The organism is Pseudoalteromonas sp. MMG022 (assembly GCF_021654245.1).
Classification (GTDB): domain Bacteria; phylum Pseudomonadota; class Gammaproteobacteria; order Enterobacterales; family Alteromonadaceae; genus Pseudoalteromonas; species Pseudoalteromonas amylolytica.
The window spans coordinates 78,354-104,159 of record NZ_JAKFZQ010000014.1; the positions used below are offsets into that span (position 1 = coordinate 78,354).

General features: G+C 43.6%; 22 protein-coding genes. 4 read left to right on the top strand and 18 right to left on the bottom strand.

What is annotated here, in order from left to right; all coding sequences use genetic code 11:
• Nucleotides 1–136: 136 nt before the first annotated feature.
• From L1070_RS13715 to L1070_RS13780, 14 genes are all read right to left on the bottom strand, one after another.
• On the bottom strand, nucleotides 137–1,375 hold the full coding sequence (locus L1070_RS13715; protein WP_237125931.1) for a cysteine desulfurase-like protein: 1,239 nt from the start codon (nucleotides 1,373–1,375) through the stop codon (nucleotides 137–139).
• Nucleotides 1,376–1,383: 8 nt separating this feature from the next.
• Nucleotides 1,384–2,016 (bottom strand): 2OG-Fe dioxygenase family protein, encoded by a 633-nt coding sequence (locus tag L1070_RS13720; RefSeq protein WP_237125932.1) that lies wholly within the window; start codon nucleotides 2,014–2,016, stop codon nucleotides 1,384–1,386.
• A gap of 219 nt (nucleotides 2,017–2,235) precedes the next feature.
• The gene (acnB, locus tag L1070_RS13725; RefSeq protein ID WP_070986431.1) at nucleotides 2,236–4,833 is read right to left on the bottom strand and encodes a bifunctional aconitate hydratase 2/2-methylisocitrate dehydratase; all 2,598 of its coding nucleotides are present in this window, start codon (nucleotides 4,831–4,833) and stop codon (nucleotides 2,236–2,238) included.
• 243 nt (nucleotides 4,834–5,076) lie between these two features.
• Complete coding sequence (locus L1070_RS13730) at nucleotides 5,077–5,388, bottom strand: hypothetical protein (protein ID WP_070986432.1); 312 nt, start codon at nucleotides 5,386–5,388, stop codon at nucleotides 5,077–5,079.
• Nucleotides 5,389–6,024 carry a hypothetical protein gene (locus tag L1070_RS13735; RefSeq protein WP_237125933.1) on the bottom strand — a complete coding sequence of 212 codons (636 nt, stop codon included), beginning with the start codon at nucleotides 6,022–6,024 and terminating at the stop codon, nucleotides 5,389–5,391.
• A gap of 55 nt (nucleotides 6,025–6,079) precedes the next feature.
• Nucleotides 6,080–6,772 carry a PspA/IM30 family protein gene (locus L1070_RS13740; RefSeq protein ID WP_070986434.1) on the bottom strand — a complete coding sequence of 231 codons (693 nt, stop codon included), beginning with the start codon at nucleotides 6,770–6,772 and terminating at the stop codon, nucleotides 6,080–6,082.
• A 23-nt stretch (nucleotides 6,773–6,795) separates the two neighbouring features.
• Entirely contained in the window at nucleotides 6,796–7,209 is a 414-nt protein-coding gene (locus tag L1070_RS13745; RefSeq protein WP_237125935.1) for a DUF2170 family protein, read from the bottom strand.
• A 77-nt stretch (nucleotides 7,210–7,286) separates the two neighbouring features.
• A complete protein-coding gene (locus L1070_RS13750) occupies nucleotides 7,287–9,008 on the bottom strand; it encodes a polyamine aminopropyltransferase (protein WP_275423284.1) in 1,722 nt (573 codons plus the stop codon).
• Nucleotides 9,009–9,010: 2 nt separating this feature from the next.
• Nucleotides 9,011–9,910, bottom strand: coding sequence for a DUF350 domain-containing protein (locus L1070_RS13755; RefSeq protein ID WP_237125936.1), 900 nt, complete (start codon nucleotides 9,908–9,910; stop codon nucleotides 9,011–9,013).
• A 36-nt stretch (nucleotides 9,911–9,946) separates the two neighbouring features.
• Nucleotides 9,947–10,882, bottom strand: a complete 936-nt coding sequence (locus L1070_RS13760; RefSeq protein ID WP_237125937.1) for a CHAD domain-containing protein — start codon at nucleotides 10,880–10,882, stop codon at nucleotides 9,947–9,949.
• A gap of 286 nt (nucleotides 10,883–11,168) precedes the next feature.
• Entirely contained in the window at nucleotides 11,169–11,684 is a 516-nt protein-coding gene (locus tag L1070_RS13765; protein ID WP_070986439.1) for a DUF2489 domain-containing protein, read from the bottom strand.
• A complete protein-coding gene (gene yihI / locus L1070_RS13770) occupies nucleotides 11,684–12,262 on the bottom strand; it encodes a Der GTPase-activating protein YihI (RefSeq protein WP_070986440.1) in 579 nt (192 codons plus the stop codon). The genes L1070_RS13765 and yihI overlap by 1 nt, the downstream gene beginning before the upstream one ends.
• Nucleotides 12,259–12,936, bottom strand: coding sequence for a methyltransferase domain-containing protein (locus L1070_RS13775; protein ID WP_237125938.1), 678 nt, complete (start codon nucleotides 12,934–12,936; stop codon nucleotides 12,259–12,261). The genes yihI and L1070_RS13775 overlap by 4 nt, the downstream gene beginning before the upstream one ends.
• A gap of 647 nt (nucleotides 12,937–13,583) precedes the next feature.
• A complete protein-coding gene (locus L1070_RS13780) occupies nucleotides 13,584–14,216 on the bottom strand; it encodes a c-type cytochrome (protein WP_070986442.1) in 633 nt (210 codons plus the stop codon).
• A 312-nt stretch (nucleotides 14,217–14,528) separates the two neighbouring features.
• Here L1070_RS13780 and yihA point away from each other — a divergent pair, with 312 nt between their 5' ends.
• On the top strand, nucleotides 14,529–15,170 hold the full coding sequence (gene yihA, locus L1070_RS13785; protein ID WP_070986443.1) for a ribosome biogenesis GTP-binding protein YihA/YsxC: 642 nt from the start codon (nucleotides 14,529–14,531) through the stop codon (nucleotides 15,168–15,170).
• Nucleotides 15,171–15,179: 9 nt separating this feature from the next.
• Here yihA and L1070_RS13790 read toward each other — a convergent pair whose 3' ends face one another.
• The 3 genes from L1070_RS13790 to polA all read right to left on the bottom strand — a co-directional run bounded on the left by L1070_RS13790 (nucleotide 15,180) and on the right by polA (nucleotide 19,410).
• Nucleotides 15,180–15,701: a DUF1285 domain-containing protein gene (locus L1070_RS13790; protein WP_237125939.1), complete on the bottom strand. Its 522-nt coding sequence runs from the start codon at nucleotides 15,699–15,701 to the stop codon at nucleotides 15,180–15,182.
• Nucleotides 15,685–16,257 carry a YceI family protein gene (locus L1070_RS13795; RefSeq protein ID WP_237125940.1) on the bottom strand — a complete coding sequence of 191 codons (573 nt, stop codon included), beginning with the start codon at nucleotides 16,255–16,257 and terminating at the stop codon, nucleotides 15,685–15,687. Before L1070_RS13795 ends, L1070_RS13790 begins: the two co-directional genes overlap by 17 nt.
• 387 nt (nucleotides 16,258–16,644) lie before the next feature.
• Nucleotides 16,645–19,410 carry a DNA polymerase I gene (gene polA, locus L1070_RS13800; protein ID WP_237125941.1) on the bottom strand — a complete coding sequence of 922 codons (2,766 nt, stop codon included), beginning with the start codon at nucleotides 19,408–19,410 and terminating at the stop codon, nucleotides 16,645–16,647.
• Between the two features lie 430 nt (nucleotides 19,411–19,840).
• Between polA and elbB the strand changes: the two genes are divergently transcribed.
• The 3 genes from elbB (at nucleotide 19,841) to L1070_RS13815 (ending at nucleotide 23,788) form a co-directional block, all read left to right on the top strand.
• The gene (gene elbB, locus L1070_RS13805; protein WP_070986447.1) at nucleotides 19,841–20,491 is read left to right on the top strand and encodes an isoprenoid biosynthesis glyoxalase ElbB; all 651 of its coding nucleotides are present in this window, start codon (nucleotides 19,841–19,843) and stop codon (nucleotides 20,489–20,491) included.
• A 163-nt stretch (nucleotides 20,492–20,654) separates the two neighbouring features.
• On the top strand, nucleotides 20,655–21,047 hold the full coding sequence (locus L1070_RS13810; RefSeq protein WP_070986448.1) for a c-type cytochrome: 393 nt from the start codon (nucleotides 20,655–20,657) through the stop codon (nucleotides 21,045–21,047).
• Between the two features lie 161 nt (nucleotides 21,048–21,208).
• The gene (locus tag L1070_RS13815; RefSeq protein WP_237125942.1) at nucleotides 21,209–23,788 is read left to right on the top strand and encodes a diguanylate cyclase; all 2,580 of its coding nucleotides are present in this window, start codon (nucleotides 21,209–21,211) and stop codon (nucleotides 23,786–23,788) included.
• Here L1070_RS13815 and rep read toward each other — a convergent pair.
• Nucleotides 23,772–25,787 (bottom strand): DNA helicase Rep, encoded by a 2,016-nt coding sequence (gene rep, locus L1070_RS13820; RefSeq protein WP_237125943.1) that lies wholly within the window; start codon nucleotides 25,785–25,787, stop codon nucleotides 23,772–23,774. The two genes, L1070_RS13815 and rep, sit on opposite strands and share 17 nt — an antisense overlap.
• Nucleotides 25,788–25,806: the final 19 nt, after the last annotated feature.

The following is a 25,806-nucleotide window of genomic DNA, read 5'->3' on the forward strand; positions in this document are numbered from 1 at the left end:
TGATATTATGAATAAGTGATGGGATGTGAAATCTAGTGGCATTGAATGAGGTGTATAGGTTACGAACCCTCATAAAAACGGTTATATCGTAAAGGTCGAATCTATATTCGACCTTTACTTTCATTGCAATTAAGAGTTACTTTGCGAGTAACTGCTCGAATGCATTGAATAATTTTTCTAGCTCTTCGATGGTGTTGTAATGCATACAACCAATGCGCACGACGCCGCCTTTGTCCATGACACCGAGTTGTTCACATAAGCCCTGTGCATAGAAATTACCATCCCAAACGCACATGTGTTGCTTACCCAAAAACTCAGACACTGCTCGCGGCTCAATGTCTTTGAACGTCAAAGCGAAGGTCGGTGTGCGCTCTGCTAAGCGTGCTTTATCGGCGATACCAAATAACGAAATCTGTGGGAATTCTGCCAGTCGCGTTAAAAAGTAATCGCTGAGCGCCATTTCATGCTGTTTGGTTTTAGCAAACGCCTCCGCCAAACGTTCGCGACGTGGCGTATCTTCTGTCATCCCGCTGAGTGAAGCGATATAGTCAATGGCTGCAACGACCCCGGCTAGACCTTCAAAGCTTTGTGTCCCTGTCTCCCAGCGACCAGGGATCACATCCTTAGCGGGTTCCACTTTGTAAGGCGTGAACCCTTCTAAATGTTCGCGCTTCCCGTAGACAATACCGACATGTGGGCCAAAGAATTTGTAAGCCGAGCAAGCTAAAAAGTCACACTCTAGCGCTTGAACATCAACCAACTCATGCGGGGCATAATGTACCGCATCAACATAGACCAACGCACCAACTTGGTGCGCAAGCTCTACAATCTGCTTAATGTCGTTTATTGAGCCTGTGGTGTTAGAGGCGTATGTCACAGCAACGAGCTTAGTGTTTTCATTAAGCAGGCTTTTGTAGTGGTCAAGATCAAGCGTACAGTCATCTTCATTGATGCGTACGGCATTCACTGTCGCACCTTTATCTTGGGCCGCTAAGCGCCAAGAAGACACGTTAGAATAGTGATCTGCGTTAGTCACAATCACTTCATCACCAGCTTGCCATTGACGAGAAATGGCACGACTAAAACTAAAAGTCAGGCTGGTCATGTTGGCACCAAACACGATTTGCTCTTTGCTTGGTGCATTGAGTAAATCAGCAACAGCTTGGCGAGCGGTGTCCATCAAGGCAACGGTTTTCTCACTTGAGAAAAATGCGCCGCCCAAGTTGGAGTTAAAATAACCTAAATATGCCGACATGGCGCTGAGCACTGATTGAGGCACTTGTGAGCCACCTGGACCATCTAAGAAGATGGGTGATTGGCCGTTAACCTGTTGCATAAGCGCAGGAAACTGACGACGAAGTTGAGTAAGTTCCATGCTCTGTCCTACGCTGTAAATACGAAACAGTCTAAATAGCCAACTTGGTCGGCATCAAGCTTATTCATTGGCGTTGCGTTGTGCCATACCTGACGGTCGTTGATCAGCGCAAACAAACCGTCTTTGATCTCCATTTTAAAACATGGCTCTGATTCTTTATTCTCATAAACAAGCAGCTCACCACCGGCAATATTTTCATGAGAAACACCACAGACACACACGTGGTCGAAGCCGTCTTGATGAATACCTTCCGGTGCAGGTGGTGTATCAGACTCAATCGCCAGCATACGGAATTGATGCACTTCAATATCACGCTCATCATCAATGCCGGTCATCTGTTTAAACTCACGCAGCAGATGTTTAAAGCCATCACTGTTGATTAAACTCGTTTCTAGGTTTTCATATACGCGCTCAACATTGCCTTGGAAGGTGTTTATTGAGTCATCCTGAACAAATGCTTTGGTTGGCTGTAAGCTCACGGCATCATCGGCAAACTTAAGCACCGAATAACGACGTTTACGAAATGCACCATCTGCATAAGGATTGTCGGGAAGTTGATCAAATGAGGGCTTAACTGCTTCGATATGCGCCTGTTGGATAAAACGCAGTTGAAGCAGATTCTGGTTGTTTACTGCTGTCATTTTGCTGTCGCCTATTAGTGTGAAATTAGCGACAATTCTAATCGAAAATAAAATAAATTCTGTTTAATTTACCCAGTATTTGGCATCGATATTGGATTAACCATCCACATAAACAATTAAAACTGGCTATTTAATTTAAGTTTTCCAGCACAAAATTCAACCTAAACTCAGACCAAAAAAAGCCGGTGTTAACACCGGCTTTTTTAGCAATGACTGTGATTAAACAGCTTGCTGAATGATTACGCCATCAGCTTTTTTCGTATACTGAGGCATCTTGTGGAAGTTCAAGTAACGGTATGTATCAGCCGCTGTTGCATTGATCTTCGCTGCGTACTCTTGATACTCAGCTGGAGTCGGTAATTTACCTATGATTGCAGCAACTGCTGCAAGCTCTGCTGACGCTAAGAATACATTTGCACCAGTACCTAAACGGTTCGGGAAGTTACGAGTAGAGGTAGACACTACCGTTGCTTTGTCAGCAACACGTGCTTGGTTACCCATACACAATGAACATCCTGGCGTTTCAATACGCGCACCAACACGGCCGAAGATCCCGTAGTAACCTTCGTCAGTGAGTTGGTCTTTATCCATCTTAGTTGGTGGAGCGACCCAAAGCTGTGTTGGGATACGACCTGTGTAACCGTCTAATAATTTACCAGCGGCACGGAAGTGACCAATGTTTGTCATACAAGAACCGATGAATACTTCATCGATCTTCTCACCTGTTACATCAGAAAGAAGACGTGCATCATCAGGGTCATTCGGCGCACATAAGATTGGCTCTTTGATTTCGCTAAGGTCGATTTCTAGTACATGCTTGTACTCAGCATCTTTGTCAGCTTCCATCAGTTCTGGGTTTGCTAGCCACTCTTGCATTGCGGTGATACGACGCTCAATGGTACGTACATCGCCGTAACCTTCAGAGATCATCCACTTAAGCATCACAATGTTTGACTCAAGATACTCAGCAATTGACTCTTTAGATAGCTTAACAGTACAACCTGCCGCAGAACGCTCTGCCGATGCGTCTGATAGTTCGAACGCTTGCTCAACGGTTAAGTGCTCAACACCTTCGATTTCAAGTACGCGGCCAGAAAACTCGTTGATCTTACCTTTCTTCTCAACAGTCAATAGACCTTCTTTGATACCGTAGTAAGGGATAGCATGTACTAGGTCACGTAATGTGATACCCGGTTGCATTTCACCTTTAAAACGAACCAAGATTGATTCTGGCATATCCAATGGCATAACACCTGTTGCTGCCGCAAAAGCAACTGCACCAGAGCCCGCAGGGAATGAAATACCTAGAGGGAAACGTGTATGCGAGTCACCACCAGTACCTACTGTATCTGGTAACAACATACGGTTTAACCAAGAGTGGATTACACCGTCACCTGGGCGAAGTGATACACCGCCACGGTTCATGATGAAATCAGGGAGTGTGTGGTGCGTGTTTACGTCAATTGGCTTAGGATAAGCTGATGTGTGACAGAATGACTGCATCGTTAAATCAGCTGAGAAACCTAGACATGCTAAGTCTTTAAGCTCGTCACGTGTCATTGGGCCTGTCGTATCCTGAGAACCAACAGTCGTCATCTTAGGCTCACAGTATTGACCTGGACGAACACCTGGCATGTTACATGCCTTACCAACCATCTTCTGAGCAAGCGTGAAGCCTTTGCCTGAATCAGTCACAAGTGCTGGCTTGCGGAAAATATCTTCAGCTTCTAAGCCAAGAGATTTACGCGCTTTATCTGTTAAACCACGACCGATGATCAATGGAATACGACCGCCTGCACGCACTTCGTCAAGAATTACATCTGACTTAAGTGTGAACGTAGAGATAACTTCATCTGTACCGTGACGCTTAACCACACCTTCGTATGGATAGATGTCAATTTGGTCGCCCATGTTGAATTCATCAACATTTAGCTCGATTGGTAATGCGCCAGAGTCTTCCATAGTGTTGAAGAAGATAGGTGCGATTTTACCGCCTAGACAAACACCACCAACGCGTTTATTTGGTACGAACGGGATATCATCACCCATGAACCAAAGTACCGAGTTAGTCGCTGATTTACGAGAAGAACCAGTACCTACAACATCACCAACGTACGCCAATGGTAAGCCTTTTGTTTTTAATTCTTCAAGTTGTGAGATTGGACCAATTTCACCGTCTTTCTCTGGGTTGATACCATCACGCGCGTTTTTCAGCATGGCTAATGCGTGTAGCGGGATATCAGGACGTGACCAAGCATCTGGTGCTGGTGACAAATCATCAGTGTTTGTTTCGCCTGTTACTTTAAATACAGTCACAGAGATTTTCTCAGCAACTGCTGGCTTGTTAAGGAACCACTCAGCTTTCGCCCATGATTCAATAACTTGCTTAGCAAATTCGTTACCTGCTTTCGCTTTTTCTTCTACGTCATAAAACGCATCGAACATTAATAATGTGTTTGAAAGACCTTTAACAACGATAGGCGCAAGCGCTTCGTCATCAAGTAAGTCAATCATAGGTGCGATGTTGTAACCACCTAGCATAGTACCTAGCAATTCTGCTGCGTATTCTTTGCTCACAAGTGGTGATGTCGCTTCACCTTTAGCCACTGCCGCTAAAAAACCCGCCTTGATATAAGCGGCATCGTCCACACCTGGTGGTACACGGTTAACTAAAAGGTCTAGGATAAATTCTTCTTCACCTGCTACTGGTGATTTTACTAATTCAATAAGGTCTGCAGTTTGTTGTGCGTCTAACGGCTTAGGTACGATCCCTTGCTCTGCGCGCTCTTCTACATGTTTACGATATTCTTGAAGCACAATTTTGCCCTCTTGGTGACGTGAATCGTCTAGTCTATGTGATTGTTCATACAGACAAGACCGATAAATTCCGGTGGTTAATTATAAGGCCTTTGAGTATAGATGAAAATCTTGCAACTGAAACTGGCGCTTAATAGTGACTATAAATACTATGAATGGTCTTATTGAAACAAGTATATCTTCATGAATGTTTGGTAAGTAGGAATCATTTGCAATTGCAAACAGTAAACCACGCCTGCCGATTTACTGTGTATGAGCAATTAATAGTTCAGCCACGCGCTGCTTAACAGCACGTTTATCGTCAGCGTTAACGCCAAAGCGCTCGGCGAGCAATGCGATTTCTTCGTTACTGAGATTAAAAGACAAGCGCTGCCGAGTCTTTTTAGATTTTACTTCCAAGCTGAGGATTTTTCGGATCATATCCGAGGGGGTCAGCTCCTCATCGATTGCCTGCTTTTTGATTGACTTTTGTACTTCACTACTGAGATCAAACGCCATTTGCGTTGCCCTTACGGCCTGCTCTTGGCGTTGCCATTTCGCTTTAGCATCACTCACTTAGTCACTCCCTGGAAACAGTTCTACAATATCTGATATCGGTCTGCTAAGCGTTAAAGACACATCCGTTTCACCGCCATCCCAAATCTCTATATTTAAGCTGTGTTTGTCATCATCTGATGCCAAACAAATCACCTCGCAAGGCTCACCGCCTTGTTGCTCAAATTGAGGTAAAGACTGTTGACGATAATCACGTTGATGAAAATAGCATACAAAAGGAGCTTGAGTTTGATGGTAGCTACGCGCTAAGAACTGGCTAAATCGCTCGGGCGTGTTTGCAACACTAATTTGTGTCAAAGCTTCTTCGTCAAATATTCTGGCAAATTCATCTAAGGTGAAAATCTCGTCGACGTCGTCACGCTCAATTTTTATCGAAAAGTTTGCCCACTGCTCACCATCTTCTTGCTCAATTTGCAAAAACACGACTTGGCCTGAACTGTTTTCCAAAACCATTTCATATTCAGCGCCATATTGATACTGATAAGTATGCACAGCAATGACTCGTAAGCTTTGGCCTTTTAACCATTTTGGATATGCGAAGGAGTCTATCAATGTCAGCATGTCACCCACTTTTAACTGAGAAGGTTCAGTTAGTTGGCGTGTCGGTGCTGTTTTTTTCTTAAAAAAATTAAACATATCTCACCTAAAAAATGGCAGGGGCTCACTGAACAAATAGCGCCCCCCGATTGGGTTACTGACCTTTCTTTGCTTTGATACGTGCTAAAATGTCTTCGCTTTTTGGGTTGCTTGCACCTATACCCGCTTGCGCCATTTTGGCTTTTAGGTCGTCACCATTAGTTTGCGATTCAAGTGCTTTCGCCGCCCCGAGTTGATCTTGGCGGTCTTGCTGGCGCTGCTTGATACGTTCCAATGAAGCTTTTGCTGATGTCATTGATGAACTGTTGGTGTTTAATGTGCTATTGACCGCCATCGTTGCTTGTTGAACGCTTTCGGTGGTTTTAACCATGCTTAGCTGGCGTTGGTTTTCTTTTATCGATTTTTCCGCTTCTTTTACTTGTTGCTTTAAAGCCACAATATGTTGGCTAAAGCCATTGAGTACCTCTTCATGTTCGGCTTTTTCGGTTTCAAAATCACCAATCTTCTCTGCTATTTCAAGTGCGAGTGCTTCGTTCCCTTGTTCAAGCGCCTGTCCTGCATAACCTTCGTGCTCCGCAATCGAATCTTCTAGGGCTTTGACTTTGCGTGATGTCTGCATTTCTTTCGCCATCACTTCGGTCAAGCTGCGCTTCGCTTTTTCTAGCGCATTCTTAGCATCTGCGATTTCTTGTTCAAAAATACGAATACCGTTAGCATCTATGATTGCTTCTCCGGCTTCACGCGCACCGCCACGCACAGCTGTGAATAATTTTTTTAAAATACTCATAATCTTAACTCCTAAAAACTTATTTAATCTTTTAAATAAGGGGTAACGGCATCTAGCGCTTCTATCGCATTATCTGCAAGTGTCACTAATTCGTGAGTAATATCATCAAATGACGAGTTAACCGACAAGGCACCAAAGATTGCATAGCGATTGTCAACTTTGGCAAATGCACTGAGTGGAATAGGTACGTTCAAACGCAATAGCGTTTCATTAAGCTCATCTTTAAGCTCACCTTTAACTTCTTCATCAGCAAACAAATAACTAATACAAAGCAACTGTTCTTGTGTCTGTGTGACAAAAATTGGCAATTCATCGTTGCCATCTACAATCACTTGCAAAACATCTTGTTGCTCAGGGTTGGCTATCATAAATGATTCAAAGCCTACCCCTTCGGTTTCGAAAGCAGCCAGTTTGATTGAAAGTTCATTTAATTCCATTTTATCGCCTTATTAATTTGACATATTATGTCTTAGTTAAGAGTTGCACGGCTGACATATTATGTCAACCTTTCGAACTAATTTTTATACAGCTCATTTTCTATCTGCCAAGCCTGACGATAATAGTCGTACAAAACGCCTGACCCTAGCTGGTTAACATCAATCTGCTTCTCTAGCGCAAAGAATTGGCTTGGAAATACGAACGCAGCCAGCAAATATTCTTTGCTCGCCCAGCGTGATGCAACGGGTAGTTGCTCTGCCCGACGTACTCTGGCACTGGCTGAACTACCCGCTTTAGTTGCTATCGTCCACCCCCATTGGCCAAATGAGGGCACATTTTGCTGATATTGTTCAACATGACTAAACCCCGCTGACTTCACTGTTTTTGCGATGCTGATAAACGCTTTTTTCGCGTGATATGGAGAAGTTGACTGCACGACCATGGCTCCATCTGCTGCCAATAGTTGCCGCAAATGGTTGTAAAAGTAGTCGCTATAAAGTTTGTTTAAATCAGGATGGTTTGGGTCTGGCAAGTCCACAATGATAGTGTCAAACAGCGCGCCCTGAGCTAATAGGTTTTCAACCTCCAAGAATGCATCAGCCACGACAATATTGGCTCTTGGGTCTGACATGGCTGAGCTATTTAATTGCACGAGTCTTTGCTTTATATGATCGGGCGCGTTGTATTGCTCACCCGCATAGCCAAACAGATTGAGTAGCTGTGCATCTAAATCCACCAATGTCACGTTTTTTACAGGCCATTTAAGTACATCTCTGAGTGCCAGCCCGTCACCTCCACCAATGATCAATACCTTATCATGGCGATTAGAAGCGAGCATGGCTGGGTACACTAACATGGTATGATAAATCTGCTCATCAACGCTTGAGAACTGCAACCGACCATTGAGATAAAGATCCGTGATAGGCTCGCTTTGATTGCGACTTAAGCGCTCTGTTAGCACCACATGCTGATACTTGGTCGCCTCAGAATAAATGACCTTGTCTTTGTAAAGCACATTGCTCAGATCCTTCATCCAGCTACTACCAAACAGCAACACGAAACCAAAAAGCACCAATAATAAGGCATGGCAGACAACCAATACTTTGACATAGCGAACATGCTGATGATAGCGCCATAAGAACGCCAAGCCAGCCACAATATTGAACAACGCAGTCCAAGCTGCCGCCTGCATTATCGGCATGGCCAACATAATGCTGACCCAAATGGCAGCGCCAACTCCCGCACCAATATAATCAGCACCATAAATTGTGCCTGCATTGTTTTCCAAAAAGCGCCCATACACCTGCTGGCGAATACGCGCGATCAGTGGTATTTCCATGCCTATGAGCATGCCTAGTAATAACCCAAACACATAGGGTAAAAATCTCGCTACCTGTTGGAGTTTTTCAAACACATACCCGTTGAGCACAACATCCGCTGGCAAGTTAAAAATTGAAGAAAATAAATGCGGTAAGGAATAACTGACTGCAATCACACTGGCGATAGCCAAAATACAGCCCATACCAACCAGCGCGATGATGCTTTCTAGCCAAGCAAACGCGGTAAACGCATCTTTGAACCACCTTGCCAAAAAAGCGCCAATCCCCATCGCGACTATCATTGTGCCAATCATGGCATAAATGGCACTTTCAACCGACCCCAACACTCGTCCGGCATAGTGAGAAAGTAAGTATTCATAGATCAGGCCGCATCCAGCAAGTACGGCCATCACAGTGATCAGTAAAAAGTCGTGCCCAAGTAGTTCTTTACGGCTTGGGCCTATGGTCGATTCAGACAAGATTATGCACCAAGTAACGTCGCCATGCTGATGCCAATGGCAAAAGAGATGGCTGCGGATACGGTCGCAACCCCTACATTTTTCTGGCGATTAACCTCATCTGAGATATCGCAGCCAGCCAAAATGATTTTTATCGTCAATAAGTGAAGGGGAATAAACACAACCAAACTGATCAGCGCACTTAATGCCCAGCTAGTTAAGCTAACCAGTAAATTATCAGCCGCATACGGCGCTATCCCAGAAGCTGCCGTGACAGCCAGCGCACTGCCAATTAAAAAGCCCGCATAACGCACGCCAACCGCTAAGTTACCATCAACAATTGCTTGCTGTAGGCAATCACCGCTGCGGTTCGTTCGTTTAAATAACTGCACGCGATATTGGCTCACCAACAACAGTGCAATGTTGGCAATAATGAACGCAGCAATCACAATGGGTAGACCATGCCAGCCCTCGGTTGCAACCCACAATAACGCAGAGCGAATAACCACTGCAACGCTCACCACATGGCCGAAGTCAATCAATGAGGCTGTGGTGTTACCTTTTGCAATCTCACTGTGCAGGCTCACCTTAGGTAATGCGACTTTGTCCTGGAAAAAATGACCTAATTTGATGAGAACAATAGCCAGCAGTCCATATCCTCCCATCAGCAGCGCTTCTTGGCTCAAAGATGGCGCAAATGAGCCACTACTAACGCCCGTCAGCACAATTGCTAGAGCAGCAAGCCCACCCGCAAAGCTAATACCAAAGGCAAAGTTGTCTCGCTCAGTGATCTCGTCGTTGGCATGTAGGTTTGATACCCAGCCCTTAATAAACTTTAGGCTCACAAATAATGCGATAATGATTACAAAATCAATGGCCAAGGCTTGTAAAGACCACATCGCTATTCCATTTAATTCGTACATTTTTATAACTCCAACAATTGTTCTTTACACGCGGCATTACTTGCCACGACTTACGCCACGAGATGTTCGGCTACTACTGTTTCGCACCGTCCCCGAGCCACTTTTACTATAGCTGCTGGTACTTGCATAACTGCTACGTGTGCGCACGGGTGTGTAGCTACTTCGGCTTAAGCCTGAGGCGCCGCTGCGCTTTTTGGCGTAAGGGCTAGTAAATTGTTTGCCTTGGCGCTGATAGGACTGGCGTGTGCGAGTTTCCAAGGCGGATTGTGTTTTGATCTGTTTAGGACTTGAATAGCGATAGCGTCCATAATCATGGTAATAACTGTATTTTCGACGTTTACTCCAACCGCCGTACTCTACCGCATCAAAGACATCATCTAATAAACGATACATGCCATACCAATGCCAAAACGTCATGCCATTGTCGTTTGTTTGCCACTGACCATAATTTGGGTTGCCAACGAGCTGATTTCCCGCTCCTTCCCCTTCAGCACGCTGACTAATTGCTCCCACCCTTGCCAGCGCACCATTTGACATATCCGCTAACATGTTGATTGGATCCGTCAATGCATCGTTGAACAAACTGGGTTTCATCGCTTCATGTAACACATCTAAGCGTAACAAAGTATCTTCACTAGGCGGCGTTTTTGGTAGGTTTTTAATGTCTGTGAGACGATTGGCAAGGCCTGTGTAGAGCGGTCCTTGACTCGTGGCATCTTGCGCGATTAACGTGCTTATTTGCAATAGTTCAGGGCGCTGCTGTTGCAATACTTTTTGATACTCTTTTAACAAGGTGGCATTACGAATTCTACCCTGTTCCAGCGCAGCTTTTAATTCTATGAGCTCTGTCTCTGCCTGTTGAATTGATTGCGTGATGGACTGCTGTAATTGCTCTTCTTTTGAAGAGCACGCACTCAGTAAACACACAACCAAAAACAAGCCAACAAGCTCCCATGCTTTGATTTTCGACATTCATGTCACCGTTTGACCAATTCAAGTCTGTTGTGATTGAGCGTTTATAACGCCAAACACACAGCACTCAATCATATTATTTTAATTCCCTGTATTAGTGTCACATAGCTTTTGCACGATGCCAAGCTGCAAATTGCAACAAAATAACCGCTATGGATATATACCGCTATTGCTCTGAATATAAGTGTTTTACGGATCTATCCGTTAGCAAATATAAAAATGTGGCAGCCAAAAGCAGTAAAGCGACCATTTGGTCGCTTTACTCATATCAGATATATCAATACGCTTACTGGAATACAACGTTCTCACTACCTGGCAGTGCCTGAAACTGCGCGACCAGCTTTTCGCAATCATCTAATATCGCTTGCTCTAGCTGCTCTTCTGCACGCCAGCGTGTAGTATCCATCTTGAATACTTCTTTCTTTGAATACTTTTTCCGCGCATCATGTGTGGGCATGTCTTTGACCACTTCATACATTTGATGCACACCCGGGTAAACTTCTGGCAATTTAACCTCATCGGCAAAACTGTATTGAGAGATCAGTACCCACACCCGCAAACACCCTTCAGAATATTCGCACTGTTTTTCTTTCATGGCTCTGGCCAATAGATTAATACTATCGGCAAGTTTGGCGTTGCGCTGTTGGCGAGCTTGCATGAGTTTTTCAGCTTGCTCCGCTTGGTGCTTTGCAATCAGCGCTTTTTGCTCTTTTAATTGCCATAGCAATTTGCCCGCATAAAACGATAACCCTGCAATGATAGCTGCACCACAGATTACGGCAATTACCAGCCCAGTAGACATTACCTTTCCTCGTCTTCGTCAGTTAACCACTCATCCGCTAAGTCATTACTCATAAATTCCGCTAACGGATCATCGTCAATCATGTCTTGCTCTTCAAACTCGTCATCCAAGCCTAATAACTCACAAAGCTCCTGATGGCGCGCAACTGAGCGATTGAAGTATTTCGCATCTTTGCCAGTTAATAACTCACCACGTTCGTGACGCTCTAATAACGACATTAAGCGTTCGTCATTTTCAAGTTGCTCAAGTTCTTGTTCCGGTGACAATGTTGGTTTAACTTTCTTCAACTCTACTTGAGGTTGCAAATGACGCTTCATCACAGGTTCTTGCGTGTGCTCTGATGCTTGAGCAACCAACGGAACAGGCTTTTTACTACCTACGCGCTGATCTTTCGCGCCATTATTCGTGGTTTGCTCTTTATTCACTTTTGCTTCTTGGGCATTACGTGAGCCCGGTTTCGCCCCTTTGGTTTTCTTAGTACGCTGCTCCTTTATTGCTCGGAGCTCTTTGAGTTTTTCTTTACTCAATCTTGGCGTACCATTACTGGCTACCTTACGGGTTTTCTTCTTTCTGGTCATAATATTTCTTCACTCGGTGCTACGAGCACCTCTGGTTTTGTTAAGATAATGACATCGTTACCAACGAATTCGATATCGCTGCCATAAATTTGTGCCACATATGCAAATGTTTTGCGGCTAAAAAACGAAATATGGGTGAGATCATTTTTGTAGTGCCATGTTGCAAAACGTGTCTTGTCTATTACCAGCTTAGTCATTAACACCAGAGGTGCTCCGGGTTTTAACAATGAAAACAGCTGGCTCAAAATGCTTTTGGGTTGTGCAATATGCTCTATCACTTCGGTACAACTAATAAAGTCATATTGCCCCGTAAGTACCTCAGGATCATTAGCATAGTATAGGTCATATACTGACATCTTATGTCCCGCTTCTGTAAGCATATGTGCAAGCAAAGGGCCCGGCCCACAGCCAAAGTCCAGCCCTATAGCAGGCGGAGAAGTACGCGCTAGTATGGGGTCTGCCACCCTTGAAAGAAAACGCCGATAACCCTCGTCACCTAAATCGTTTTGATGGCTGTCATAAATCGCTTTCTCTTGCTGTGGCGTCAATCGTTCACTTTCGTCCACAAATACCAACTGGCAGCATTCACATTGCCAATAATGACGCAATTTATCCTGATGGTAATGTGTAATCTTCACACCACCACACAGGCCACATGATGAGTTTATTTGCACGACTGACTTACAGAATATTAATTAAGGGGCGTATTGTAGCAGGTCTATTTGTAGGCATAAATAAAAAGACGGTAGAGATTGCTCCCTACCGCCTACTAATCTGAGCGTCTCAAAACTGGACACTTCTCCCTTCGACTTTTAAGTCTTTATTATTTTTATTATGCTGTCTTCCATTTTGTTTTTATTGTTACTTCCCTGAGCCTTTCCATATTGTTTTTATTATTAAACTTCCATGGGGCTTTTATTTTTATCGGTCAATCCTGACACTTTATTGTTATTTCCATAATGATGAGTACCAGACTTAGTACTAAACTTGTCACCTACGCTTCCATCGCGCTCAATCCGTATTGTTTTATTGTCTTGGCGACACCAGTTAATCTACGCCTTAATGAAATAGTTACAACTGGTTAATAGTAAATTTCCTATAATGTCTTTAATTAAAAATATGTAAACCTCAAAATTACAAATACTTACACATTAAACAGAAAACAAAATAAGAGATATCTCACAAATTGGAATGGCAAATGTCTCACAAAGGATTGGGTGAATATCGTACCAGTTTACAGAGATCAAAAAAGGCAGCGAGCGCTGCCTTTTTGCACGATTTGCTTAGTTTATACGCGAGTGTACAAACTGCCTATCAGACTTTAGTGTAAGCCACCCAAGTACTTCGAAAGGGTTTCGATGTCTTTGTCTGTCAGCTTTTTCGCAATGTCCTGCATCATGCCATTGAGATCATTTTTGCGAGTTCCATCACGGAATTTAAGCAATTGAGATTTAATATACTCAGGATGCTGGAAAGAGATTTTAGGGAATTTTGCTAACGATGTACCGTTACCACGAGGTCCGTGGCACGCCGCACATGACGGAATACCGCGTTCAGCGTCGCCCGCTTTATAAAGCTTTTGGCCAGCTGCAACCACATCTTCAGGCGTTGTGCCTTCACTCATATTTAAAGTAGAGAAATAGGCAGCTAAGTCCTTCATGTCTTGATCAGAAAGAGGCATGGCCATACCACTCATGACTGGGTCCATACGACCTTCGCTACCACCTGATGTCATGCCAAGCTTAAATTCTTGTAGTTGCTTATAAATGTAGTCAGCATGCTGACCTGCAATTTTCGGATACATAGTTACAGGTGCATTGCCATCTGGGCCGTGACATGCTGCACAAGTTGCAGACTTTGCTTTACCCGCTTCTGCGTCGCCATCAAATGCTGTTGCGTTGCTTGCTGACAACGTACCAAGCAACATTGTTAAAGTTAATGCTATTTTTTTCATGGTAAATTCTCTGTTTCGACCCTGTAATATTTAGTCCCAAGACACGATGACATGCTTTTCAGCGTAACTTGAGTAGACAATCTTTATCTTTACGTTGCAATTTTTACATTCTACACGATATAAATTTTTCTGGCACGTTTTCTGCCCACATTAAGCTTATAAATTATGGGGTTTTGACCTAGATTAAGTTCTAATCCTACCCAAAAGCAGTTTTAAAAGCATCCTGAGTCAACAATGCCTGCTTTTGCAACGCCACTAAGTGTTATAAACTACGCTTGTTTTAGCCATTTTGTTTTATTGTTAGGAGAGCCAGTGCTCAAATCTCGGATTAAATACCATACTGCTAGTTTCATTACCAGTGCCCCTGATATTTCTAAGCTGCCTGCTGATGCGGGTATCGAGGTCGCGTTTGCGGGTCGCTCCAACGCAGGGAAATCGAGCGCTCTAAATGCCCTAACAGATCAAAAGTTGGCGCGTACTAGTAAAACTCCTGGTCGTACACAGCTCATTAATACCTTTGAATTAGACGAAGAAAAACGATTAATCGACCTTCCTGGGTATGGTTTTGCCAAAGTCCCCATCGAAATGAAAAAGAAATGGCAACGTTCATTGGGCGAGTACCTACAAAAGCGAAAAAGCTTAAAAGGGCTTGTCGTGCTAATGGATATTCGCCACCCTCTGAAAGACTTAGATATGGATCTAATTAACTGGGCTGTTGACAGTGAAATCCCTATTCTGGCACTACTGACCAAAGCAGATAAGCTCAAACAAGGCAAGCGCAAAGCTGAGGTTCTGCAAGTACGCAAAGCACTGGCGGAGTTAGACGCTGATATTACAGTCCATGCATTTTCATCTTTAAAAGGTATTGGTTTAAACGAGCTGGCTTGGAAACTTGATGATTGGTATTTAGGACCCTTTGTTAAGCCTGAGGAACAGACTGAAGATAGTGAATAACCTTAAAGGTTATTCACTTAGATAAAACTGCATGCCTGCTGAGCGCAGATAAACGCCCTGTTTGTCTTGCTCAGCAATCTCAGCCCATTGGTAGTAGACATTTCTCGCCACTCTGGCATGTAGACCATTACTTAAACCTAGATAAGGTAATTGCTGTTGCTCAAAACAACGCAACTCAAGTGGATACTGCTGGCAAATCGGCCACTTTCTTCCTAAATTATCCACGGCCACCAGCACATCCATATCATCTAACTTATGGCTATACCAACTGGTTACTAGAAAGGCGACATCTTCTACGGCTATTTCGCAGCGTTCAACAGGAGTCGTTAACCAATGAGTGTTTTGCTCACAGCTGAGTACACTGGCAAATAACTTCAGTAGCCCCAGTCGCTTTATTTCTCCACCTTGATGAAACCAATGACCCTGCCTATCAATACGCATGTCTAGCATACCACAGGTTTGCCCCGTCCATTTTTCGGTTGGGGCATGTGGCGTAACAAGCTCAGCGACTAATTCACTTAGCTTGCTCATTAAATACCAAGCTAAAGGTTACCGGTACGGTTGTCGCGATACTGTCTAGACCCGCGACTTTTCTTAGAGCTTCAATACCTGCCACCATGTTAAAGTCACTTGCCTTAATCAGGACGGCGCGCTGCGGCGTTACATGTAGTTGCTGGTTATGCTTATTTACCACTAAATCCAATGTTAATATCTGTTGTTGGCCGTGTAGTGATAACTCAACTGGTACCGATTTAATTACCTGTATGCCGTTATTTAGCGTCTTATAAAATTTGCTTAAATCGGCAGTGATATTCGCCTTAGGAAAGCTACTGACATTAAATAGCATCTCTTGCATGCGCTGATTACGGATAGGGATCATGGACTCAATGGTTTTGAGATCAATTGAAAGCTCCAATTTTCCATCATCTGAAAGTGTACCTTCCAGTTCCTTAAAATAGTGATTCTCAGCAATCGCGTTCTTTTTGATAGAAGTGATACTTAAATCACTTTGGCTATTATCTAACTGCCAAGCTGCAAACACTTGAGTTGAAAGCAAACTTGCACACAATAGTACAGACTTAAGCATGACATGATCCTTTTTATGTAATGAAGAATCCTAATATTAACACGCAATGCTCAATGATACATGAATGAAAAGAAAAACACGGCTCACCAAATTCAGTGAGCCGTTATAGCAATCTGGGGAGAAGCTATCAATACGTTGTATCCTCTTGCGAGAGATACATCATCAACAGGATGTCCTACAGGATGAGGACGCGCGCACTGTAACAAAACCACTTACAGAAATAAACGCCCAGAGGCAAAAATTGGGCCAATTTGATATTTTATAAACATTCCGTTGTCCCTATTTACGCTTTTTTTACTAATAGCCCAATAAAAAAGGGCGTCACACGCCCTTTTATAAATAAATTAATTTTCCCTATCTAGGTAAAAATCCCTTCGAACTTGCACTTTAATGCGCTTGTTCCCAGTTTTCACCATGATCAGCTTCTACTAATAAAGGCACATCCAAGGTCGCGGCTTCACTCATCAGTGCACAGATTTTATCGCTAAATTGCGCCACTTTGTTTTCTGCCACTTCAAATACCAGTTCATCGTGTACCTGCATAAGTAGTTTTATGTCATCGCGAGATTGGGTATGTAGCCAGTCACTCACCTTAAGCATTGCCTTTTTGATGATATCTGCCGCAGTACCTTGCATCGGTGCATTGATAGCGGCACGCTCAGCCGCTTTTCGACGAGCGCCATTGCGCGCTTTAATATCAGGCAAATGCAAACGACGGCCAAACAATGTCTCCACGTAACCTCGCTCTGCGGCTTCTTCACGCGTGCGCTCCATGTATTCTAATACGCCTGGGAAACGCTCAAAGTACTTATCCATATAATGCTGCGCTTCATGACGCGGAATATCCAACTGGCGAGATAAACCAAATGCGCTCATGCCATATATTAAACCAAAGTTTACCGCTTTCGCTTTGCGACGCATGTCTGAGGTAACTTCCTCTAGCGGTACGGAAAAAACTTCTGATGCGGTCGCACTGTGCACATCTTTGCCTTGCGCAAAAGCATTCAGCAGCCCTTGGTCTTGAGATAAGTGCGCCATGATCCGCAATTCAATCTGACTATAATCCGCCGCCAATATCTGCTTACCTTTATCGGCAATAAATGCTTGACGGATGCGACGACCCGTTTCGTTGCGAATAGGAATGTTTTGCAAGTTAGGATCACTGGAGCTTAAGCGACCTGTCGCGGTAACCGCTTGATGATATGACGTATGAACCCGCCCAGTGTCAGGATTAACAAGCTTGGGTAATTTGTCGGTGTAGGTGGACTTTAATTTAGCTAACCCACGGTGCTCTATGATGAGTTTTGGTAGCGGATAATCGTGCGCTAACTCCTGTAGCACTTCTTCAGCGGTGGAAGGCGCGCCCTTGGGCGTTTTCTTAACAACTGGCAATCCCTGCTTTTCAAACAAAATGACTTGAAGCTGTTTTGGTGAACTTAAATTAAACTCTTCACCTGCCAATTCAAATGCTTCTTTTTCAATTTCAGCTAAGCGTTCACTGATTTGCACACTTTGCTGCGCGAGCATTGAGGAGTCAATTTTCACGCCGGTGCGTTCAATCTCAGACAGCACAGATAACAGTGGCAATTCGATATCGAGAAACACGTCTTGTAGCTTGTCTTGCTGTTTTAACAATGGCCATAAATGTTCATGTAGTCGCAATGTAATATCAGCATCTTCTGCCGCATATGGGGCCGCTTTTTCCAGCTCAATTTGATTAAACGTCAACTGCGATTTGCCTTTACCGGCAATCTCTTCAAAGCTGATATTTTTATGGCCCAAGTATTTTAGTGCCAATGAGTCCATATCATGGCGTGTTGCCACGCTATTGAACACATACGACTCCAGCATAGTATCAAAGGCGATGCCATTGAGCTCTAACCCCGCTCTGGCCAATACGCTCTTATCATACTTTAAGTTTTGCCCAACCTTTTTTATTTTATCGTCAGCTAAAATCGCACCTAGCTTTTCGAACACCAAGGCTTTTGGTAATTGCTCAGGGGCACCAACATAATCATGTGCGATAGGTAAGTAGGCAGCTTCACCGGAGGTAACCGCAAAGCTCATTCCAACCAAATCAGCTTGCATATAATCAAGGCTTGTTGTTTCTGTATCAAAGGCCATCAATGGCGCTGATTGCAATTTATCCAACCAACGCTCTAACTGCTCTTCGGTTAAGATGGTCTCATAATTAGCCTCAGGCTGTTGCGCCATAGGTGCGCTACCTGATGCTTCGATATCGGCAATATCTGGTTTGCTCGCGGCACTGGCATCGTCAAGCAATTCACTTAACCAGCGCTTGAATTCACACTCGGCATACAATTCTATCAATCTATCTTTATCTATAGGCGCAATCGCAAACTGCTCCAAGTCTTGTTCAACCTCAACATCAAGTTTGATAGTCGCAAGTTCATAAGATAGCTCTAACTGCTCTTTATGCTCCTCAAGCTTTTTAGCCATGGTTTTAGAACCACGAAAGCCAAGACCTGCAATTTCATCAAGATGTTGATATAGACTCTCAATCGATCCAAGGCCTTGTAACATAGCCAATGCCGTTTTTTCACCAACACCAGGCACACCAGGGATATTATCAACCTTATCACCCATTAACGCTAAGTAGTCGATGATAAGCTCTGGACCTATACCAAATTTATCCACCACCCCCTGTGGGTCTAGCACTGTGTTGGTCATGGTGTTAATCAGTGTGACATGTTCATTCACTAGCTGAGCCATATCTTTGTCACCCGTGCTTATCAACACGTGACGTTTTTGCTCCGCCGCGATACGCGCAAATGTACCAATGACGTCATCGGCTTCTACGCCAGTAATACTAACAAGCGGCAACCCCATCGCTTCGATAATGTCGTGAATTGGCTTGATCTGAGACCTCAGATCATCAGGCATAGGCGGTCGATGAGCTTTGTACTCGCTGTACATCTCATTTCTAAATGTTGGTCCCTTGGCATCAAACACGACCACCATGTGACTTGGCTGATATTGCTTCAACAAGCTCTTGAGCATGTTGATCACGCCATAAATAGCACCTGTTGCTTCTCCTTTTGAGTTAGTAAGATGCGGTGGCGCATGGTACGCCCGAAAAAGATAAGAAGAACCATCAACCAAGATCAAAGGATTTTCAGGGATCAAAGACATAATAAAGGGGATCCTAAATGGGCTTTTAAATAACTACATAAGGATGCCATAAGGACACAGATAAAACGAGGGATAAAAACGAAGAAGATCATCAGTGTTGGCTCGAATAAACTGTGGATAACTTTGTAGATAAACACAGCCGATTGCAGCAAGAATGTTTTAAAACATTTACCGTATATTTTAAGTTTTTGATATTAAAGAGAAAAGCAAACTCTTTTTTTATTATTATTTAAGCCTAAAATGTGGAAAAACATTTTGGCGCCCACAAAGATTAGAACAAGCTGTACAAAAATCAAGCTCTATTTTGTGAGCGGACGGGTATACTAACACAATTGATCCAAGATCAAATAAGATCCTTTATAATATTTTTCTTCGCTGTTAATTACAATTAAGCATAAGCCTGTAAGATCTTACATTAGAGGGAGTACATATGAAAAAAATCGCAATAATTTTGAGTGGCTGTGGCGTCTTTGATGGAGCAGAGATCCATGAATCTGTCTTAACGATGCTGCACATCGAGCAACTTGGGGCAAGCTATGAATGCTTCGCACCCAATATTCAACAACATCATGTGCTCAACCACTTAACTGGTGAAGAGCAAGCACAACAACGCAATGTTCTAGAGGAAGCTGCGCGTATCGCACGAGGTAACATTAAGGATTTATCGTTATTAAACGTTGATGAGTTCCACGCTTTAGTGCTCCCTGGTGGCTTTGGTGTTGCCAAGAACCTCAGTAGTTTTGCTTTTGAAGGTGCACAATCAACTATCTTAGAGCTACTAAAACAATGTTGTCAAAGCTTTGCACAACAACATAAACCTATTGCATATTTATGTATAGCGCCAGCACTAATCGGCCATATTCACCCCCAAGGGACCCTTGCCACAATCGGTAATGATGAGCAAACCGCAGCTGCAACAGAACAACTGGGTGCTAAACATGTTACTTGTGGAGTTGAGGAGATTGTTGTTGACGAACAACAAAAAGTAATCAGTACTCCAGCCTATATGCTAGCAGGCTCAATCACAGAAGCATCAAGTGGGATCCAAAAGGCGATCAAAGCACTTTTGGACATGTCCTAAGTGATGGAGCAGTTGCCTATATTTGCGCTAAAGCAATAAATTGGGCATTTTTCTTCTAATATACACAAGTTTAGTTTTATAAATTAGTTGGTGGCGTTATAATCGCTAGAAATTCCGTCATCTTATCGTGATTGATCACGTCCAAATGAAGTGAGCAAGACAAATGAAAAAACTTTCTGCAGCATTATTATTGCTATCAACGGCCGCAGTAGCGCAGCCTTATGACAATGCTTTAACTGAAGAAGCAATTCAGAAACGTATCGCACCTGTTGGCAGCGTATATTTGGCTGGTGCAGAGAGCGCCGCTGAAGCGGCACCAAGCGGGCCTCGCTCTGGTGAACAAGTATATCAAGCGGCATGTTTTGCCTGTCACGGAACTGGCGCATTAGGTGCACCAAAAACAGCTGATGATTGGGCTCCTCGCCTAGCAAAAGGCGCTGATGTATTGTTAGATCATGCAATCAACGGCTTCAACGCAATGCCACCTCGTGGTACGTGTATGGACTGTTCTGATGATGAGATTGCTGCAGCAATTGAATTTATGACAGCTAAATAATATCAATAAAATTAAGGAGATCGCTCGATCTCCTTCGATATTGCCGTGTAAGTTCAAAAAACCTCAACCAAAGTCACCCATATTGAACTTGACCCTTGCCAATAAAAGTGAAAATATACGGATAATAATTGAGCAGATAATAATAACTATGGGTTAAATCATTGGAAGATCCCTCACCTGTACTTCGAAAACTTGAACGTAATAATAAACGTTTACGGTTTTTACTTAAAAAGTATAAACAGAACAACCACTTACAGCACGCTCTGATTTTATTATCAGAACGGGCAAGTACGGTTGCGGAACTGACTTTGCTTTATCCTGCGATACATGACATTTTAGTCAAGTACCTTCCCAGTCGCAGTTTCTACGTAGTACTTCAAAATCAATATACACAAACCCTTGAATTATCTTATTTTGTCGATGAAAAAGATGGCATTGCTGTACCATTACATGAAGACAGCCACTTTTCCGACGGAGTGACTGGGTACGTTTTTCGCACAGGTGAGACCGTTTACCTCACCAAAGAGAGTATGCTTGAACAAACCAAAAAAGGGGAGTTTAAGGCGCTGGGCAGTCAAGCCGAGCATTGGGTTGGCGTGCCCATTTATCGCGACAGTAACATTATTGGTGTGATGGTGTCGCAAAGTTATCAGGCAAAACAAAGCTACAGCGAGCAACAAATCGAGCTGCTTGAGGTGATGTCTTTGTACTTGGCAACCGCCATCGAGCGTGTCAAAAAGCGTGAATTACTTGAGTCTGAGGTTAAAATTCGCACTAGAGCGTTGATGCAAAGCAACGAAGCCCTCAACAAAGAGATTGAGCACCGTAAACGAGCGCTGGATCGCCAACAGATCCTCTTCAAGATATCTGAGCTGGCGACGCAATTTAGTGACATCGATGATGTATACAAACAAGTACATGACATCATTCGTTCAATTACCTTCGCTGATAACCTATATATTGCTTTGTATGACAAACATGCAGGCTGGCTAAGCTTCCCTTATAGCGTTGATGAAGTCACACAATATAAACCCAGACCTTTCGCAAAAGGCTATAGTGAACTGGTGATCCGCACGGAGCAAAGCCAGCTCATTGATACTGTGCGGGCAAAAACGCTGATTGCCGAAGGCACCGTACAACGTTCCAAAGAGTATAATAAAATTCAGCTGGCAACTAGCTGGATGGGGGCGCCGTTAAAAACCGCCAATGGTGTGATAGGACTGATCGCATGTCAGGCGTATGATCATAAATATGAGTTTGATTACGATGATGTTGAACTGATCTCATTCGTATCCAACCAGATAGCATCGGTATTACAAACTCACCTAGCTAATCAAGCACTTAAGAGTAGTCACCAAGAGCTTGAGCATCGCGTAGCAGAAAAAACCAAGGCATTACAGCAAACCAATTTACATCTGCAAATGCAAATTGAAGAGCGTAAAAAAATTGAACAGCAGTTATATCACGACGCACATCACGATCCGCTGACGAGCCTGCCCAATCGTAGTTTATTTCTAACGCAATTAGAAAAAACATTACACAAATTCCAACGTCATCCTGATCACCACTTTGCTGTACTGTTCATCGATTTAGACAAGTTCAAGTCTATTAATGATGAACTTGGTCACCAAGCTGGTGATCAATTCTTGATTTGGGTAAGTAAAACCTTTGCCGACTGTATCAGAGATCATGATTTGCTCGCACGCTTAGCTGGCGATGAATTTGTCATACTGTTGGATCATCTCAGCGATAAACAGCAGGCCGAAGATGTCGCAAAGCGTATTATTCGAGTCATGCAACAACCATTTTGTATGAAAGGCATCTGTGTGCAAAGTGGTGCAAGTATTGGCATCACGTACAGTAATAAACGCTACAACAACATTGACGAAATCATTCGTGATGCAGATGCCGCAATGTACTATGCCAAAAATGCAGGTCGTGGTCGGTATGAATTTTACCATCCATTGCTCACTGCAAGCTCGGGAGCAAATAAGCATATCGAGCACCATCATTTAAGTGCATTGCCGACACACTTTCGACGTACCGAAGTTATTTCTATGGCTGACAAAATAAATTCTATTAGCCTGATAGATGCATTTGGAGAACATCCCATACTGGGCAGTACCAATTTCGACATATTGAAAAAATTTGCAGCAGAAAAAACTGAGCAGCTAGAGATTGAATTACAACTTCTCAAACAAGTGATACACATAGGTAATACCCAGTCTCAAGACCTATTGTTCGCCTGCTCTTTAGCAGTACTTGATAACCAAGCTTTTAATCCATTATGCCAATTGTTAAAAAGCGCTAAACATCAAATGTGCTTATTGTTCGACGAAGCCGCGCTGCGACACGCCTCTAGCCAACAGTTAGAGAATCTCAAAACACTGTGCGATATGGGTGAGCATGTAGGGTTAAACGACTTTGCTAAGGATCGCTGCGATCTTGCCATGCTGACTCAACATGATTTTAAATATCTATTGTTAAGCTCGACATTTAGCAAGCGAGTACTACAGCAGCGTTGCTATGACCTTCAACTACAGGGGATATTAGCGGTAACTAAGCTAAAACAAACACAAGTGATAGCCAAAGGCCCCGCTATTTTAAATTTCCGAGGCTTATTAGAAAGCCATGGGATTGAGTTATTTTTTGGCAAACAACATAGTGTAGACTTGCTGCAAGAGGCCTCTGTCAGCAAGGTTGTCTCACAAAGCTCAAGTGGCCCTATCGTTTTAACATAGCTCTTAGATTGGCGACTCTGGCTTGACCTTTTTCCATACGTTCCGCTTGTGAAGCCACAGTTTTCTTTTGCCCTTCATAGCTTAGATCATCCTGCGGCAGCTCTTGTACAAAACGGCTTATCTCGGGTGTCGCGACCTCACCAAACTGACGGCGATTCTTGGCATGTGTCAACGTCAATGTTTGTTGGGCGCGTGTTACTCCCACATAAGCTAAACGACGTTCTTCCTCAACATTATCCTCATCAATACTCGTCTGGTGTGGTAAAAAACCTTCTTCCATGCCAACCATAAATACATGTGGATACTCCAATCCTTTGGATGCGTGCAATGTAAGCAATTGTACCGCATCAGAATCGTCTTCTTCTTCGTTACGCTCAAGCATATCTCTGAGCGTGAGCTTGCTCACCACTTCAGCAAGCGTCATGGCTGGATTGTCGCTATCTCCTGTAAGCATGTCTGTGATCCAGCGATATAACTCGGAAACGTTCTTCATGCGCATTTCAGCAGCTTTGGCACTGGGGGAAGACTCGTAAAGATAGGCTTCATAGTTGGTTTCACGGACCATATCTTTCACCGCTTCTAATGTATCACCACGCACCGCCCTATCGGATAACTCTACAACCCAACGGGCGAATCCCATCAGAGCATTAAACCCTCGACCAGCCAAACGCTCTGCCAATAGAGGATCAAAACAGGCCTCAAACAAGCTGATATGCTTCTCATTTGCCAAGCTACCAAGCTTTTCAAGTGTCACAGGCCCGATTTCTCGTCGCGGTGTATTAACTATACGTAAGAAAGCATTGTCGTCATCCTGATTTACCAACAAGCGCAGATACGCCATGATATCTTTGATCTCACTACGCGAGAAAAATGACATTCCGCCGCTTATTTTGTAAGGAATACGGTTACTCATCAGCGACTTTTCAAACACTCTTGCCTGATGGTTGCCGCGATACAAAATGGCGTAATCTTTATAGCTCGTACGCTTCATAAATTTGTGAGATATAATCTCTGCAACAACACGCTCAGCCTCATGCTCTTCGTCACGTGTTGCAATAACCCTGATCGGGTCACCGTTTTCCAGCTCACTGAATAATTGTTTATCAAACTCATGTGGGTTGTTGGCAATGAGAATATTGGCTGCTTTTAATATCCGTTTGCAACTACGATAGTTTTGCTCAAGTTTGATGAGCCGCAAACCGGGGAAATCTTTGGATAGCAACACTAAGTTCTGTGGTTTCGCGCCACGCCATGAATAAATTGACTGGTCGTCATCACCCACCACAGTAAATCTGGCTCGTTCACCTACCAACAGTCTTACCAACTGGTACTGGCTAGTATTGGTATCTTGATACTCATCCACCAATAAATAACGAAAACGCGCCTGCCAGCGCTCTCGAACTTCTGCGGACTGCGACAGCAACAAGGTCGGTACCATGATCAAATCATCAAAATCAAACGCGTTATAGGCACGTAGCTGAGTTTGATAACGCGCATATAACTGGGCAAATAACGCCTTTTGTGGCTCCCTAGCTTCGGCTATTGCCCTTTGTGGCAAGATCAATTCGTTCTTCCAGTTACCAATTTGCATCTTGAGTAAATTCAGCAAATCTTTATCTTTTTCTAATTCTTTTTCTGTCAGTTCGCTCAGTAGTTGATTGGTATCCTGATCATCTAGCAAAGAGAAGTTGGCTTTATAACCGAGTGTTTTTAGCTCTTTTTTTATTATCTCAAGTCCAAGCGTGTGAAATGTGGATACCCATAAGCCCTTTGACTCTTGTTTGCCCAGTGTTTGCGAGACCCGCTCCCGCATTTCTTTAGCAGCTTTGTTGGTAAATGTCACAGCGGCAATATTCTTTGCCTGATACTCACATTTTTGTACTAAGTAAGCGATTTTATTGGTAATTACACGTGTTTTTCCGGAACCCGCCCCTGCGAGTACTAAGCAAGGGCCACTGATGTATTTTACCGCTTCGTCTTGTTTTGGATTGAGTTTCATTGCCAGACTATGTGTTGTG

Excerpts from the sequence above, each read along its gene's own strand:
- polA (WP_237125941.1), bottom strand. The coding sequence starts at position 19,410 with ATGTCTTTGATCCCTGAAAATCCTTTGATCTTGGTTGATGGTTCTTCT.
- L1070_RS13745 (WP_237125935.1), bottom strand. The coding sequence starts at position 7,209 with ATGGAATTAAATGAACTTTCAATCAAACTGGCTGCTTTCGAAACCGAA.
- L1070_RS13765 (WP_070986439.1), bottom strand. The coding sequence starts at position 11,684 with ATGTCTACTGGGCTGGTAATTGCCGTAATCTGTGGTGCAGCTATCATT.
- elbB (WP_070986447.1), top strand. The coding sequence starts at position 19,841 with ATGAAAAAAATCGCAATAATTTTGAGTGGCTGTGGCGTCTTTGATGGA.
- L1070_RS13790 (WP_237125939.1), bottom strand. The coding sequence starts at position 15,701 with ATGAGCAAGCTAAGTGAATTAGTCGCTGAGCTTGTTACGCCACATGCC.
- rep (WP_237125943.1), bottom strand. The coding sequence starts at position 25,787 with ATGAAACTCAATCCAAAACAAGACGAAGCGGTAAAATACATCAGTGGC.
- L1070_RS13795 (WP_237125940.1), bottom strand. The coding sequence starts at position 16,257 with ATGCTTAAGTCTGTACTATTGTGTGCAAGTTTGCTTTCAACTCAAGTG.
- L1070_RS13735 (WP_237125933.1), bottom strand. The coding sequence starts at position 6,024 with ATGTTTAATTTTTTTAAGAAAAAAACAGCACCGACACGCCAACTAACT.
- L1070_RS13715 (WP_237125931.1), bottom strand. The coding sequence starts at position 1,375 with ATGGAACTTACTCAACTTCGTCGTCAGTTTCCTGCGCTTATGCAACAG.
- L1070_RS13720 (WP_237125932.1), bottom strand. The coding sequence starts at position 2,016 with ATGACAGCAGTAAACAACCAGAATCTGCTTCAACTGCGTTTTATCCAA.
- L1070_RS13780 (WP_070986442.1), bottom strand. The coding sequence starts at position 14,216 with ATGAAAAAAATAGCATTAACTTTAACAATGTTGCTTGGTACGTTGTCA.
- L1070_RS13740 (WP_070986434.1), bottom strand. The coding sequence starts at position 6,772 with ATGAGTATTTTAAAAAAATTATTCACAGCTGTGCGTGGCGGTGCGCGT.
- yihI (WP_070986440.1), bottom strand. The coding sequence starts at position 12,262 with ATGACCAGAAAGAAGAAAACCCGTAAGGTAGCCAGTAATGGTACGCCA.
- L1070_RS13810 (WP_070986448.1), top strand. The coding sequence starts at position 20,655 with ATGAAAAAACTTTCTGCAGCATTATTATTGCTATCAACGGCCGCAGTA.
- L1070_RS13760 (WP_237125937.1), bottom strand. The coding sequence starts at position 10,882 with ATGTCGAAAATCAAAGCATGGGAGCTTGTTGGCTTGTTTTTGGTTGTG.
- L1070_RS13755 (WP_237125936.1), bottom strand. The coding sequence starts at position 9,910 with ATGTACGAATTAAATGGAATAGCGATGTGGTCTTTACAAGCCTTGGCC.